At 45.2% G+C, this 15,001-nt stretch carries 15 protein-coding genes; 12 read left to right on the top strand and 3 right to left on the bottom strand.

What is annotated here, in order from left to right:
- The first annotated feature begins 12 nt into the window (after nucleotides 1-12).
- From P5V12_RS01820 to P5V12_RS01865, 10 genes are all read left to right on the top strand, one after another.
- Nucleotides 13-1,380, top strand: coding sequence for a hypothetical protein (locus P5V12_RS01820; RefSeq protein WP_316955524.1), 1,368 nt, complete (start codon nucleotides 13-15; stop codon nucleotides 1,378-1,380).
- Complete coding sequence (locus P5V12_RS01825; RefSeq protein ID WP_316955525.1) at nucleotides 1,374-3,113, top strand: GspE/PulE family protein; 1,740 nt, start codon at nucleotides 1,374-1,376, stop codon at nucleotides 3,111-3,113. The genes P5V12_RS01820 and P5V12_RS01825 overlap by 7 nt, the downstream gene beginning before the upstream one ends.
- Before the next feature lie 6 nt (nucleotides 3,114-3,119).
- Complete coding sequence (locus tag P5V12_RS01830) at nucleotides 3,120-4,343, top strand: type II secretion system F family protein (protein ID WP_316955526.1); 1,224 nt, start codon at nucleotides 3,120-3,122, stop codon at nucleotides 4,341-4,343.
- A 2-nt stretch (nucleotides 4,344-4,345) separates the two neighbouring features.
- Complete coding sequence (locus tag P5V12_RS01835; RefSeq protein ID WP_316955527.1) at nucleotides 4,346-4,891, top strand: prepilin-type N-terminal cleavage/methylation domain-containing protein; 546 nt, start codon at nucleotides 4,346-4,348, stop codon at nucleotides 4,889-4,891.
- Between the two features lie 143 nt (nucleotides 4,892-5,034).
- Entirely contained in the window at nucleotides 5,035-5,424 is a 390-nt protein-coding gene (locus P5V12_RS01840; RefSeq protein ID WP_316955528.1) for a type II secretion system protein, read from the top strand.
- Nucleotides 5,425-5,438: 14 nt separating this feature from the next.
- On the top strand, nucleotides 5,439-5,873 hold the full coding sequence (locus tag P5V12_RS01845) for a prepilin-type N-terminal cleavage/methylation domain-containing protein (protein WP_316955529.1): 435 nt from the start codon (nucleotides 5,439-5,441) through the stop codon (nucleotides 5,871-5,873).
- Between the two features lie 82 nt (nucleotides 5,874-5,955).
- A complete protein-coding gene (locus tag P5V12_RS01850; RefSeq protein ID WP_316955530.1) occupies nucleotides 5,956-6,426 on the top strand; it encodes a type II secretion system protein in 471 nt (156 codons plus the stop codon).
- The gene (locus tag P5V12_RS01855; RefSeq protein ID WP_316955531.1) at nucleotides 6,426-7,235 is read left to right on the top strand and encodes a type II secretion system protein; all 810 of its coding nucleotides are present in this window, start codon (nucleotides 6,426-6,428) and stop codon (nucleotides 7,233-7,235) included. The genes P5V12_RS01850 and P5V12_RS01855 overlap by 1 nt, the downstream gene beginning before the upstream one ends.
- Nucleotides 7,225-7,653 carry a hypothetical protein gene (locus tag P5V12_RS01860; protein WP_316955532.1) on the top strand — a complete coding sequence of 143 codons (429 nt, stop codon included), beginning with the start codon at nucleotides 7,225-7,227 and terminating at the stop codon, nucleotides 7,651-7,653. The genes P5V12_RS01855 and P5V12_RS01860 overlap by 11 nt, the downstream gene beginning before the upstream one ends.
- Nucleotides 7,654-7,663: 10 nt before the next feature.
- Nucleotides 7,664-10,630 carry a DUF6701 domain-containing protein gene (locus P5V12_RS01865; protein ID WP_316955533.1) on the top strand — a complete coding sequence of 989 codons (2,967 nt, stop codon included), beginning with the start codon at nucleotides 7,664-7,666 and terminating at the stop codon, nucleotides 10,628-10,630.
- 373 nt (nucleotides 10,631-11,003) lie between these two features.
- Here the strand turns inward: P5V12_RS01865 and P5V12_RS01870 are convergent, their stop codons facing one another.
- The gene (locus tag P5V12_RS01870) at nucleotides 11,004-11,798 is read right to left on the bottom strand and encodes a general secretion pathway protein GspB (RefSeq protein WP_316955534.1); all 795 of its coding nucleotides are present in this window, start codon (nucleotides 11,796-11,798) and stop codon (nucleotides 11,004-11,006) included.
- Nucleotides 11,799-11,809: 11 nt separating this feature from the next.
- The gene (locus tag P5V12_RS01875; protein WP_316955535.1) at nucleotides 11,810-13,507 is read right to left on the bottom strand and encodes an AAA family ATPase; all 1,698 of its coding nucleotides are present in this window, start codon (nucleotides 13,505-13,507) and stop codon (nucleotides 11,810-11,812) included.
- Between the two features lie 177 nt (nucleotides 13,508-13,684).
- Here P5V12_RS01875 and P5V12_RS01880 point away from each other — a divergent pair, with 177 nt between their 5' ends.
- A complete protein-coding gene (locus P5V12_RS01880) occupies nucleotides 13,685-14,074 on the top strand; it encodes a DUF2721 domain-containing protein (protein WP_316955536.1) in 390 nt (129 codons plus the stop codon).
- Nucleotides 14,075-14,096: 22 nt separating this feature from the next.
- Here P5V12_RS01880 and P5V12_RS01885 read toward each other — a convergent pair whose 3' ends face one another.
- On the bottom strand, nucleotides 14,097-14,624 hold the full coding sequence (locus P5V12_RS01885) for a glycine cleavage system protein R (RefSeq protein WP_316955537.1): 528 nt from the start codon (nucleotides 14,622-14,624) through the stop codon (nucleotides 14,097-14,099).
- 138 nt (nucleotides 14,625-14,762) lie between these two features.
- On the opposite strand from P5V12_RS01885, the gene P5V12_RS01890 reads away from it, so the two are divergent.
- Complete coding sequence (locus P5V12_RS01890) at nucleotides 14,763-14,990, top strand: YheU family protein (RefSeq protein WP_316955538.1); 228 nt, start codon at nucleotides 14,763-14,765, stop codon at nucleotides 14,988-14,990.
- The last annotated feature ends 11 nt before the right edge of the window (nucleotides 14,991-15,001 follow it).

The raw sequence follows: 15,001 nt of genomic DNA on the forward strand, positions 1-15,001 counted from the left end.
TGAGGCTAATACATGAGTCTGATCAATGATGCATTAAAAGACCTGGATCGGCGGGGCAGCTTGCACGAAGTGGATGCCGTTGTATTTAAAAGCAGCGAGGAGCCGGTTTCAAATAGACGTCCAATACTCACCATAACTGCACTTATGTTTGCCGGATTTTTTATTTATGACATCTGGCAGGGCTACATTCAGGAAGATAACTTACCAACCGTAACCAATATTACGAAAGAGGTTCTACCCGCGCCAGTGGCAAAAACAATGGTGTTGGACGAAGCGGTTATATCCGACGTAGAACAACCTGTGTTGGATGTGGTTGAAGTAAGCGGGAAAGCTGACCTGGAAAAAAACGAGATGGATAGGGTTTTTAATTCGTATCAGGAAAAACCGATAAGAGATATATCTCATTTTTTATCCATGGCGGAAAAACTTTTCCAGCAAGACCGTTTAACCCGACCGGAGTCGGACAGCGCGTTACATTATTATCGAATGGCCCTGGAAATAGACTCAAACAGTGTTGCAGCGTTAGTCGGGTTGGAAAAGTTACATGCACGCTACACTCGTTTGGTGATGGACGCTATAGACAGACAGCAATATGACAAAGCCAGATCTATGTTGTCGCGTGCTGCGCGACTACAACTTAATTTGAGTCTGGATAAAAATTATGAGCAACAGTTGGTCGACGCCAGCCGTGTGCAAGTTAACCCTTCAGTATCTGTTAACGATAACGAAAACCGTATTCAGATTACACTTACACAAGCAGAGCAGCGAAAAAAACTTTTATCGAATGTAGAGGCAAGTATAGTTGTCGGTAATGTGACTAATGCGGAAAAATTATTGTCCCGTTATTTGGTCCGTTACCCTAAAAGCAACCTTGTTCGTTACAAATTGTTTGACCTGTATTTGAATCAGGGGAATCAACAGCAAGCCAAGCAGCAATTGAATGAAGTTGCACCCGACACGGCGCTTTATTCGTTGATGGCCAGTCAGTTACAGCTTTCTTATGGTATGGAAGAGCAAGCACTCATTGTGTTAGGTAATGCTACGCCGAATGCCGAGTTGGCGGAAATTTTTTATAGCTATAAAGCCGCATTGTTACAAAAACAAGAGCAGTGGCAACCCGCTGCAGATTTATATCAGTTGTTAATTCAACGCAATGTGGAAAACTCTTCCTACTGGTTGGGCTTGGCTGTGTGCACCGACCAACTTAAGCGATTTAGTACAAGCTTGAGAGCTTTTCAAACGGTACTTCGCCTAGGTGGGCAGAGTCCATCGGTGAACCAATATGTAAAAAACCGGGTTCAAATTTTAAGTCAGCAGGTTTCGTTAACATCATCCAATTATTCAAATGAATACTCATCGCAGGAGGCAGGTTCGTGGTAGCCAATAACCAAAAGCGTATTCGAATTGGTGATCTGCTTGTTGCTCAGCAATTAATAACCGAAGAGCAGTTAATGGCTGCTTTGGCTGAGCAAAAACAAACCGGGCGTAAACTTGGTCGTCAGTTAGTGGACCTGGGGTTTGTTGAAGAAAATACGCTCTTGTCGCTCTTGTCCAAGCAATTGGATATTCCTTTTATTGAGCTTAAACACTACCGTTTTGATCGCGATTTAGTACAAACCCTGCCGGAAACGCTTGCTCGTCGATATCGAGTCATGATTTTGCGTGAAGACCCTGATGGTCTGCTTCTGGGCATGTCTGATCCAACCGATATTTTTGGTTTGGATGAATTGCAAAAGGTGTTACCCAAAAATATCAAGCCCGCTGTTGTTCGAGAATCTGAGCTACTGGATATTTTGGATATCGCCTACAGTCGGGCAACAGAGATTGCCAGTCTCGCAGAGGAGTTGGATGAAGAGCTAGAGGATATCTCGGTCGATTTATCGGATATCGTAACCGACGCGACGGACTCTGATGCGCCTGTTGTTCGCTTACTCCAGAAAATTTTTGAAGAGGCTATTAACACCAAAGCGTCAGATATTCATATCGAGCCGGACGAAACCGTGTTGCGTATTCGCCAGCGTATTGATGGGGTTTTGGTTGAGCAGGTCATGAATGAAAAACGTATTGCCGGTGCACTGGTGGTACGTTTGAAGCTCATGTCCAATCTGGATATCTCCGAAAAACGTTTGCCTCAGGACGGTCGATTTCATTTGCGCGTCAGCGGCCACAATATCGATGTTCGTTTATCGACAATGCCAGTGCAGTTTGGTGAGTCGGTGGTGATGCGGATACTGGACCAAACCGAAGGCATTCGTCCTCTGGAAGGCGTGGGAATGCCGATGGATTACATCAAGCGGTTTCGCTATTTAATTACTCGACCTTTCGGCTTGGTTCTAGTTACGGGGCCAACGGGTAGTGGTAAAACCACAACGCTTTATGGTGCGCTGGCAGAATTAAATACCCCGGAGAAAAAAATTATTACTGTAGAGGATCCGGTGGAATATCGTTTGCCCAGAATCAGTCAGGTTCAGGTTCACGAAAAAATCGGGCTCACGTTCGGCCATGTATTGCGTGCAACTCTACGACAAGACCCGGACATATTATTGGTTGGTGAGATACGTGACTCAGAGTCTGCTGAAATTGCCCTCAGAGCCGCGATGACCGGTCATATGGTGCTTTCTACACTACATACAAATGATGCGGTAACTTCGGCTCTGCGCTTGGTGGATATGGGGGTGGACCCGTATCTGGTCGCTTCCAGTTTAAAAGCCATTATCGCCCAGCGTTTGGTGCGGAGAGTGTGTGAAAGCTGTGCCGAGGAATATGTTCCAACAGAAAACGAACAGGCTTTATTTAATAGTCTTTTGGGTGGTAAAGCATGTCCAGAAACACATTTTAAAAAGGGTATGGGTTGCCCGCACTGTTATAACACCGGCTACCGTGGTCGAATCGGTGTATTTGAATTGCTGGAATTGAATCCGGCTATGGCCGATGCATTACGTGATAATAATGTTCGCGCTTTTAACGATGCTGCTCACGCCCATAAGCATTTTAAACCGCTCAGTGCAGTCGCTCTGGATTACGCTATTCAGGGCATAACGACTTTGGAAGAAGTTATTCGTGTCTCTGCACTGGTTGAAGATGAAAGCCTTAGTGAGTTGGCGCAGGAGTAAGAACGGGTGGCCAATTTCTCTTACCAGGGTAGATCCAATCAAGGGCAAGCTGTAAATGGTCAGATGGAGGCTGTGAGTAAAGATATTGTTGCTTCGCAATTGATGGCCCGGGGGATAACGCCGGTAAAAATAGATGAAGTAACATTGGGTGCGTCGATAACACAAAAAATAGAAAAAGCCCTGGGTAAAGACAAAATTACAACGGTAGAACTGATTATGTTTTGCCGACAGATGTATACCATTACCAAAGCGGGAATTCCACTGACTCGTGGCTTGCGTGGATTATCTGCCAGTATTCGTCATCTGGGATTTCAATCGGTATTGATTAACCTGGCGGATCGTTTGGAGACGGGGGCTAACTTATCTCAATCAATGAGCCATCACCCCAAAATTTTTAATCGACTATTTGTCAGTATGGTTAGCGTGGGGGAAAGCACTGGTCAATTGGAAGAAATATTTCGGCAGCTGGTTTTTTATCTCGAACGGGATGAGGAAACTAAAAAACGGGTAAAATCCGCTTTGCGTTACCCTTCCTTTGTGATCATTGCCTTGATTATTGCTTTGGCAACAGTAAATATTTTTGTTATTCCTGAATTTGCCAAAATGTTTGCCAAATTTAATGCGGAGTTACCACTTGTTACCCGGATATTGATCGGGACATCTGACTTGTTTGTTAATTATTGGTATCTCCTTTTGTTGGGGGCCATCGGGTTAGTTGGTGGCTTTATCTATTACATTAAAACAGAACAGGGTGAGCTCTTTTGGGGGCAGAAAAAAATGAAACTGCCTGTTGTTGGTGGTTTGATAGAGCGAGCTTCCATGGCGCGGTACTCGAGAAGTTTTGGTTTGATGCTGCGTGCAGGTGTGCCATTAAATCAGGCGCTGACATTATGTGCAGCGGCAATTGATAACCCGTATCTAGCTAGAAAGATTATTAATATCCGACAAGGCATTGAACGCGGCGATAGTTTGTTACGTACTCATGTTGCATCGGAGATGTTCACTCCACTGGTTATTCAGATGATCGCAGTAGGAGAGGAAAGCGGGCAAGTAGAAGAGCTTCTCTCTGAAGTGGCGGAGTTCTATGAGCGGGAAGTGGATTATGACTTAAAAACCCTGACTGACCGTATAGAACCAATTTTGATTGTCATTATGGCTGTATTTGTTGCTGTGCTGGCGCTGGGAATTTTTCTTCCTATGTGGAGTATGTACGAGGTGCAGGCTCGTTAATTATGGCAAGCAAGAAATATACATATTGCGAAATAAAAAAAACAAATTGGCAAAAAGGTTTTAGTCTTTTTGAGTTAATTGTGGTGGTCATTATTATCGCCCTGTTACTTTACGTCGGGATTTCAAAATACGATAAACCAATCGAAAAAGCAGTAAAAAGTGCAGTGGGTTTTCAAGCGGCGACATTTTCCAGAATGGTGACGAACATTAATGGCACCTCAGAGGTAATGCACCGTAGCTCTATGGATTTAAAAGGGGTTACTGTATACCTTAATGAATATGGCTGGCCTGCCAATACCGACCCCAATATGTCGCCCCTTGCAAGAAATCAAACACCGGAAGAGTGCCAACAGCTGTGGAATGCTTTTTTTCAGTACCCGCCGTCTTCAACTATTTCGTTTAGCAGTAAAAAAAATACGGCAGATTATCGAATTTCATCAATAAACGGTCGAATTTGCCGATATGAATTAACGAGAAAACAGGAAGGAGTCTATTTCTTTGACTATTATTTGGAGACAGGGGAGGTAATTCCTTCGTCTTCCATGTAAGCCGATAATGATAAAGTCAGTGTTTTTTACGGTGTGTCAAAAAACTGTCAGTATTCGGGTGAAGCAGGTTTTAATAATCCTGGTTGGCAAAAAACTGACCTGGATTGGTAGCGCGATTTGTATTGTTATTTTGGAGAGTGTATATGAGTAAGCAACAATCCGGTTTTACTCTAATTGAACTGATTGCTGTACTGGTTATATTGGGGATTCTTGCCGCGACGGCGGTGCCCAGATTTGTCGACCTTTCTGATGCCGCAGAAACAGCTGCACTGCAAAGCATTGCAGGGTCAATCGAAAGTGCGTCGGCACTCAACCATGCTGTGGATGTGGCAAATGAAGCAGGGTTAACTTTAGATACCCCGGTGAACACCTTAAATTGTAATACTGCTGCTGCGTTGATGCAGGGTGGTGCCTTGCCTGATGGTTACAGTGTGGCTGCTTTAGCCGTAGCAGACAAAGCCAGTGTTACCTGTACATTGTCTAATGCGGGTGGTTTGACTGAAAACTTTGTCATGATTGGTGCACAACCGTAATATCGGACTATCGTGTGTGGCAGAGAGGGGTTACGCTGGTTGAGTTGGTTACCGTTTTGGTTTTGATTGGTGCCATTGCTGCCGTTTCGTTTTCCCGATTAGCTCCCACAACTCTTTTTCAACTACAGGCAAGCCGCGACACGATTGTTGCGGCTTTTTTTATGGCGCAACAACGGGCAATGGCGCAGCCGAATCCCGTACGTTTGGTTACAAGTAGTAATCAAATAGATTTATTAATTGATACAGATAATGATGGCAGTTTCGCAGACGAGTCGAGTTTTCGTTGGGGAGCAGATGCCTACCCAATCGACTTGGTGCCAAACCAGGCATTAACGCCAGCAATATTTGATTTTAATCGCTTGGGATATACCAGTGCGCGAACGTTAACGCTTTCTCAAGCGGGGGAGTCTGTGACTATTTCCATTAGTCGAACGGGGTTTGTTAATTAATCGATAGTTGTTCTTTTTGTAATCCAGATTTTACATATTAAAACATAAGTCAAGTTTCCACTTTTATTCAGGTCGGGAAACAATGCTAAAAAGACAGTTAGGTGTCACCCTAATTGAAACAATCGTATTTATCGTTGTGGTGAGTATCGCGCTAGGGGCGTTGTTGCGCGTATTTCAGCAGGCATCCATCGATAGTGTTGACCCCGTAGTAAAAACCAAAGCCCTTGAAGTTGCTCAGGCAACTCTGGATGAAATTTTATCGCGAAAATTTGCAGACAATACTCCGACCGGTGGTGTGCCTGCTTGTAATCCCTGTTCTGCTATTGGTGTCGGTCCAGGTTTTAACGATGTTGGCGATTACAATGGTTATACCAACAACAGCGACCCCAATTTTCGAATAAGTGTTAGCGTAACCGATGCCGGTGGTGACTTGGGGATTGCTGCGAATAATGCCCGTTTAGTTACCGTCACCGTGGACTATATCGATAGTAATCCTCTGAGATCTGCCGGACGTGGACGTTTGTCCTTGAGTGCATACAGGGTGAACTTCTGATGAGTCGAACCTGTTTATACAAAACACATTCGGGTTTTACGTTGATTGAGTTAATCACTGTGATTGTTGTGTTATCCATTGTGGGTGCAATTGGTTCGAGTTTTCTGATTACCACAATGAATAATTACAACGATGTTCAGGAAAAAAATAAAATGATTAACAAGGGGCGTCTTGTTCTTGAACAGATGACTCGCCAGTTACGTGGTGCCGTTCCTAACTCGCTTCGTGTTAGCCCATCCGGTAATTGTATTGAATTTCTACCGATCGTCGGCGGGGCAAATTATTTAACGGAATTACCGGATGATCAAAATGGTGCGCCTGAAGTAAGCAGTGTTGCCACTTCACCTTTTGTTCTTGGTTTAGGAACTGCTCGGCATGCAATAGTTGGAGCTTTGCAGGTGGGGGAAATCTACGTATTAGGCAGTTCTGCTGCCAGGGTTTCCATTGCCGCGTTGTCTGCGGGGCCGCCGTATAACAGTATTGCGTTTACGGCTAATCACCGGTTTATCAGTAATTCAATTAATCAGCGTATTTATGTTGCGGATGACCCAGTACGATTTTGTCTTGCGGGAGGAAGTGTTATCGAATATTCCGGTTATGGTCTAAGTACTTCGGCTATGGGGGATGGCATGCCTGCTGGAGCCACTTCTTCGTTAATGGCAAATTTGGTAACGACTGATGGAACCGCATTTGTTTTGTCTCCTGGTAGTGAAGACAGAAATACCGCCATATTTTTGGATATCACTTTTATGGAGGGTAGCCATCGAGTCAGGTTAGAGCATCAGGTGTTAGTGCGAAATGTTCCCTAGAAAAAGTGCTATATCAAAACAGAAAGGCTTTTTAATTCCGCTGGCAGTGGTGATTATTGCCGGACTTGCTTTTTTGGCTGTCGCTATTAATCGTCTGTCCAGTCAGGCTGCATTGAGCTCCGTGCAAGAATCTATCGCCGTTCAGGCATTTTATGCTGCTGAATCGGGAGCACAGCTTGGCATGCATCACTTGTTTTATGCTGCAACCAACAAATTAAATGCTGACGCAACCTGTGATGCAATGAATATATCGCAAACCTTTAACAGTATTGGCTTGGCGGGATGCTCCATTAATGTGACCTGCAGCCGAAGTGGAACGCATACCAGTTATTATTTGATTAATAGTGCTGCAAGTGGATGCGGCAGTAATTTACTTCCTGGTGCGAGGACTATCCAGGTTAAAGCGTTTATGCAGTAGGTAACAATACGTGAGAATAATTGTAGGAATTTTATCCCTTTGGTTATGTTTGCTGAGCTCAAAAAGCCTGGCAGCTGCCTGTGCGGATGTTTTTCCCGGGGCAGCATCCAACGCTCAACACAATGGCTCGGTAAATATTAATTACGGTTCTGTTATTTATAGTACTCCGGGAAATAGTTTATATACTAACAATCTAAATGATAATGCAGGCTATTCGATTAACAGTTGTGATACTGTGGATTGCACGGCCAGAAATAACCTGGCTTCTGCCGGTAACTTTAATTTGTTTCCGAATGGGCAACCGGATGTGACTCTGGCGTATCAGGAGAGCCGAACGCTTGCTCCCGGGAATTATAATAGTTTGCTCACTTCCAGTGAAACAACATTAACGCTTCAACCTGGAGACTATGCTTTTCGTGGTTCTTTTACCACAGGCTTTAATACAGAAATAATTGTGTCGTCTCCGGGGACTGTGCGTATTTTTGTCCGTGGAGAAATTGTGTTTGGTTCGCAAAACGTTGTGAATAGTGCAGGTGCGCCTCGGTACACATTTTTCTTTTCTCGGTCGAATATTCAAATCGGTTCCAGTTCAACGCTCAACAGTTATATCTATTCTCGTGGAAGTACGCAGCTTAGCGCATCGAGTCATGTCAATGGTGCTATCACTTCACGGGGAAATGTCACATTAATTAGTGCCTCAAGTATTACCTATGATGCGGCGGCATTATCGAGTATCGATCTTGGTGAATTTTGTAACGATGGCTCGGTTGTGGATCACTACAATATTGCCCATGACGGTACGGGAGTTACGTGTGCGGCGGAAGTTGTGACCATTACCCCTCATGATTCAGCACACCTAGGTGGAATTAATAATGGTGGTGTGACAATAAATCTATCTACATCAACTGGAAAAGGCGCGTGGACTGGCGTCCAAACTGGAACGCCAGCCAATTTGACCTCTGCTCCGGGTGCGAATAATGGTGTAGCCAGCTATACCTTTGCTCCAGGAGAAACATCTGTTTCATTATTCTTTAATTACCCTGATGTTGCAGCAAATACGGCCGAAACATTCAGCATTAATGTTTCTGATGGCGGTATTACAGAGACAACCGGTGTTGCAACATCCGCTTTGGATGATCCGGATTTCATTTTTGCCAATACCGGATTCAGTTTTTCTGGCCTGGTAAATAATTTTGTTGCCGGTGATACCGAAGCCGGTGTCCAGATTCAGGCAATACGAACAGACCTAAACTCTGGAGAGTGTGTTGGGCTTTTTGCTGATGGTGCTGATGTTGCTGTGGAACTCAACGCTGAATGTGTTAATCCAAGTAGCTGTGCTGGCGTTAACTTACAAATAACCAACAATGCAATCACTACGAACGTGGCGACTACCGCGGACGATGGCGTTGCAGGAACGGCTTCTGTCTATACGTTAATTCCTAATCTGCGTTTTGGTCCGGATTCTACTGCAACCCTTGACCTTAAATACAAAGATGTCGGGCAGTTGCATATGAATATTCGTAAAGAAATAGAATTGCAGGATGGCACTCCTTCGGGAGTGTACATGTTTGGTAGCAGTAATAATTTTATCGTGCGCCCGCATACTATGGTGATTACGGATGTTCGTTCTGGCTCCACAATTAATCCCGGTACAACATCCGGTATGCCAGGTTTTATTGCTGCGGGGGAGCCTTTTCAAGTCACTGTGGAAGTTAGGGATTCAGAGAATTCTGTTACGCCCAATTATGGGAATGAAACTGTACCTGAGGGAATTGATTTTACCAATTTAGTCATTGTTTACCCTGATGGGGGTGACGTGACTGGATTAAATCTCTCTGACACATTTACTCGGGTTGTCGGTTCACCTGTGACTTTTGTAAATAGCACGATTTCGTGGCCGCAGGTGGGAGCTTTTACTGTGGCCCCGGATATTGCTGATGGGGACTACTTGGCTAGCGGTGGTTTATCTATCGTCACTCAAAGTAGTAATATCGGTCGTTTTTATCCCCATCATTTTGAGTTTGCTATAGGTTCGTCAATTATAAATTCATGTGACACGTTCAGTTACCTTAGTCACGATAATTTAACCGTAAACTTCGCGCTAAGTGCGGTGACCAGTTCGGGAATGGTTAGTACCAACTACCGGAATAATCAAACTAACCTCAGCGCAAATTATCAAGGCGTTGCGACTATTGGATACGTTGCCGAGAATAATAATTTAGGTGTGGATCTTGGTAGTCGTTTTGAAATGAACCCGTTAAGTCCTATTGGCTGGGTTTCTGGGCAATATATTGCATCGAATATGTCTGCTGTTTTTAATCGGGATACAGTTATTGAATCGCCGTTAACTGGAATGTTGTTTGGGGTGAATATTCAATCAGAACACGATAACCGAGATTTTGATTCTACTGTGTTTAATATGAATGCGGCCACTTTGGGCGATTGTTCTATAACAAACAGCTGTGATGCGATCCGTATTAATGCTTCTGATCTGGATGTTTTACCATTTTATTTTGGTCGTTTGCGTTTGACGGATGCCTTCGGTCCGGAAACTGCAGATCTGCCGGTTGAGTTTGTGACCGAGTATTGGAACGGTAACTTGTGGGTGCAAAACAATGTTGATAATTGTACGGCGGTTGCTCAGTCTACGATTGCTTTTCCGGTTGGTACGATTGATATATTGGCAAACCGTACCGTTGTTGTCGGTGGTGGAACTTCCACTGTGGTGTATGCTGATGACAGCGCGGGGAGTATTCATTTTTCTGCCGGTGATGCGGGGCAGTATTTTACCGCGCCAGGCGCTGGGAATATGGGTTCTATTGATGTGGACGTGAACTTAACACTTTACCCTTGGTTACGTTCGGATTGGAATCAGGATGGTGATTATTCGGATGACCATTTGCCAAAGGCAACGTTTACTTTTGGTAGTTATCGAGGGCATGACCGAATTATTTTTTGGCGAGAAGTGTTGAACTAAGAATGTTTTCCAACACAAGTAAGTTTTTGTCTGTTCTTCGGTTTTCAAAAATGCCCATAGATATCACTTTACCGCTTTTCTATAGTTAACCGCTGAACTATTGCTTCTCACTTTTTTCTTGTTATTCTTCCACGTATAGAATTTATTTGGATAGTAAGCCCCAAGCTATAGGCACGACCGTCGACAGCAGGGATGCTGGCGACGAGCCTACATGGACGTATTTACGGCGTGTCGTGGAAATAGCTTGGGGTTTACTTTAATTTTCTATTACTTGAAATCAGCATTATTGTGTAGATGATTTTTTGTTATGGAGGTTGGATGCCTATCGGTGGTTAGGTGCCTATAATGCGCATTCCAGCGTCCCTGCCGTCAGCTACATATTTACCCAGCTGCTGAGAGCATCCAACTTGAATTTTTCCCCTTGATATTTTAACACCAAGCTTTCAGGTCTGATTTCTTCGATATATATGCCTGGGAAAACCTGATCACCTTTACGCTTCACCGCTTTATTTAGCGTTACCGATGAATTGCCATTGGTTTGATAGTTGTGTTCCGCGTACATGATCGTAGGAATTTTTTCCTGAATAGACCAAGGTAAATCCCGGACTGATTGAATACTTTCACCCGCCATAAGTTGCTGGATGGTTTGCTCGTCCAGCTGCGGGCGTTTTTCCTCTTTGGGTTTTGCCGGGGCACGCTGGGTTGTTTGTTCCGGCTCAACCTCTTGTGTGACTTGCTCTCGCGAATAAAGAGAATCTACGGCAGGCTTGTACTGTGCTTTTTTCTCCGGTGCTTTTACTACAGGTTTTACTGCCTGCGTAGGCTGTTGAGTCACCGGGCTTACCGCCGGGGGCGTTGTATCGGGTTGCTGCGCAGGAACATTGTCGATATACGGTTGAACTGGGGGGGGTGTCGCTGTAACACTGGGCGGGGTGGCTTTTACTATCGCAGGCGGCGTTGTCTCGCTGTTTTTATTGCTAAGTAAATAAATAACCAATACAAACAAAACGAGGGACATGCCACCCAATGCATAGGGGATACCCTTTTTCCAGGGGGCAATTTCCACGGGAGCAACATAAGGCTGGTGAATTGATTGAATATCCGGCGTTGAGGGCGGCGGTTGACGCTCTCGATCGGCCTTATTTAATGCATCAAGTATTAACGACATAACGATTTATTTTAGTAATTATTGCTGGCTTGATTATCGTTGAAATTACGTTCGAGTACCGTGTCTAGCCCTAGAATTTCATTGAGCTTCATGAGTGTATTGGTCCCGAGTATGCCGTCGGCTTCCAATCCCTGTTCTCTTTGAAAGAATTTTATGCGTTCTTTTAAGGCATCGTTAAATTTGCCTTTGGTTAATGGCCGGGGTTGATTATCTATTTTTGCGAACTGCTCCGCTACCCAACGCACAGTTCGCCCCTGGCTGCCGACGGCCATTGGCTCATTGTAACCGCGGGGTTTATGCCAGAGATAAAAAACTTCGCCGGTCCAGCTTGGCCCGAGTTCTGCCAATGCATGTGTGCTTTGCTGACCTGTGTCGGTAATCAATAGAGCCTCATCGTCATTCATTCCAATCAATACTGCATAGGCGACAAATTTGGCCGGTGTGGTCAAGGTCAATATAACTGGGCGGTTAAGGTCTGACAGCTCTTTCCAGGTACGGAGTTTGTCGTCCTGGCATTTGATTTCCTGGCGGGTAAGCTGCCAGCACGGGTGTGTTTCGGAGGTTACAGGAAAGTTTAAATAGGTAATGAGTAATTCCTGTGCTTTGGTGTAATCCTTTATTTCATGGCTGCCAATCGCCACGGGAGCGTCAGTCTTGGGTTGTGGCGTGGCTTGAGTCTGCAGTGGGTGAGAAGCTGGCGGCGTAACTGTGGTGTTGGTTGGAGCGGTTTGCGTGGCCGGCATTGCTGGTGAGGTATTCGCTTCGGCTTCCGTAGCTTCTTGGCCGTTGTTGCCAATCAGGAATAAAACAAAGACTAATGCCACTGCGACTGCAGATGTAATGGAAGCTGTGGTGGTATTCCAATACTGTTTAAAAGCGGATGGGCTGGATTTTGCGTCTGCACCAGACACCTCCCTTTGGGCGGCCTGAAATATGGAGTTGTCAATTTGGTGCTTATTATTACCGTAGGCACCAACCAATGTGCGCTCGCAGAGAATATTGATTAATCTGGGTATGCCGCCGGTAAAATCGTGGATGCGCTTTACTATACGTGGCGTAAAGGGGTTGCGATCCTCTGGCATTCCCGCGACGCGTAGCCGGTGGTTAATGTATGACTGGGTTTCTTCGAACGTTAGCGGCTTCAAATGGAAGCGGGCAGTGATACGCTGTGAAAGCTGGCGTAGCCTTGGTTGGGCCAATAACTCATTCAACTCAGGTTGGCCAACCAAAATAATCTGTAACAGCTTTTTGGTGGTGGTTTCCAGATTGGTCAGAAGTCGAATCTGTTCCAGGGTTTCCGGTTGCAGAAGTTGTGCTTCATCAATCAGGAGTACCGAGTTGTGGCCGCGGGTGTGGTTTTCAATCAAAAACCCTTGCAGGGCGTCGGTAATGGTCTTAACTGTGGGCTTATCGGTGTGATACTTCACCCCCCACTCATCGCACATCGAGCCAAGTATTTCGAGGGTGCTGGCCATAGGGTTAAGCACTATTGCGATATCTGTGTTTTCTGGTAGTTGCTCCAGTAAACAGCGGATGATGGTGGTCTTACCTGTACCTACTTCTCCTGACAGCAAGACGAAACCACCCCCTTGCGCACCGTACAGCAGGTGGGCGAGCGCCTCTCTATGTTGTTTACTCATATAGAGATAGCGGGGGTTTACGGCGATTGAAAATGCTTGTTCTTTCAGTCCAAAGTATTCTTGGTACATACAGTTTTTGGCCCGTTATATTATTGTTGCCTGTGGGCATACTGGCTTTGACCTAAAGCTCAGCCCCCTATGATACCCTGAAATGGCCGAATTCCTAAGGAGAGGCTTGATTTTGCACAATTAATTCTCACTCTTTGCGGCGGATAATTCATTCTTCAATCGATAGAGGTATAAAAATTGGAGATCACCATCACAACTCCGGGCCTATTGTTCCCGGCGATATCACTTCTGTTGCTCGCTTACACTAATCGTTTCGTGGTGTTGACCAACGTTATTCGCCAGCTAAGCGGTAAGGAAGATGCCAAAACCCAGGCCATTATTCGCAGGCAAATTGCCAGTCTTCGCTCCCGTTTGCAGATAATCCGGGCCATGCAGTTGTTTGGGGTGTCTTCTTTCTTCTGTTGTGTGGTGGCTACTCTGGCCTTGTTCCTAAGCTATATCATTGCCGGTAAGGTGCTCTTCGGTGTTAGTTTGGTGTTGCTGAGTATTTCTTTGGCGTTTTCTGTGTACGAGATACAGATTTCCACCAATGCCATTACTATCGAGATAGAACGGCTGGATAGCTGACTGGCAGAGTAACCTCTGGTGTTTACTCCAGAGGTTCTAAAGAAAAGTCCATTGCCAGTTCGTCAGCAATGTCGTCAAGTTTTTCGGTGAGGTCGTCCAGGTCAATATTCTCGGGCAGGGCAAGAATACCGCTGGCTTCAAACAGTGGGGCACCGCTATATGGCATGCTGGATAACAGGGTATTGAGTTCCTCAACATTAATGCCTTTGTTGGCGAATGCCTGAGAGAACTCTTTAATAATGCCGGTTCTGTCCGGGCCAGCAGCGTGAAAACGAACCTTCTGGGCTTGGCTGTTTTGAGCGTTGCTTGACTCATAAGAATCGACAATAATGTTGATCTGCTGTGAACGCAGTTCTCTCAGTGCTGTGACAAGCGGTTCCTGTTGTTCTTGTTCTACCTGGACTCGAATCACCCCGGCAAACTTTCCAGCCAGTTGGCTCAAGCGGCTTTCCAGCCAGCTGCCGTTATGATTATTCACTACGCGTGCGATGTGCTCCACAACGCCTGGTTTGTCCTCACTGATGACGGTAAGAATGAGACTTGTGTTCATAGACTGGAACTCACTACTTTATTCGTTCTGGGTTCCAGAGTATAAATGACGCGTTAACCGATGTGTAACGTTAAGCTAACAAAATAAATTATGTGGCGGGCTGAACAAGCTACGGAACCACAAAGTGGAGAAATCGTGATGATTATTCCTGCCGAAAGGCTGACAGAAGAGGTAATTCGAGGAATTGTCGAATCGTACATTACTCGAGAAGGCACAGATTACGGTGCCACAGAGCTTTCTATGGAAGAAAAAGTTGCAGAGCTGTTACCCTTGGTGTTATCTGGTGAAGTATTAATTTCCTATGACGAAAACGGTCAGTCCTTAACCTTATTGACCAAAGCACAATTCCATAAAGCTGCCGGCTAAATATCCAGCCT

The sequence above is a fragment of the Teredinibacter sp. KSP-S5-2 genome, from assembly GCF_032773895.1.
Classification (GTDB): Bacteria; Pseudomonadota; Gammaproteobacteria; order Pseudomonadales; family Cellvibrionaceae.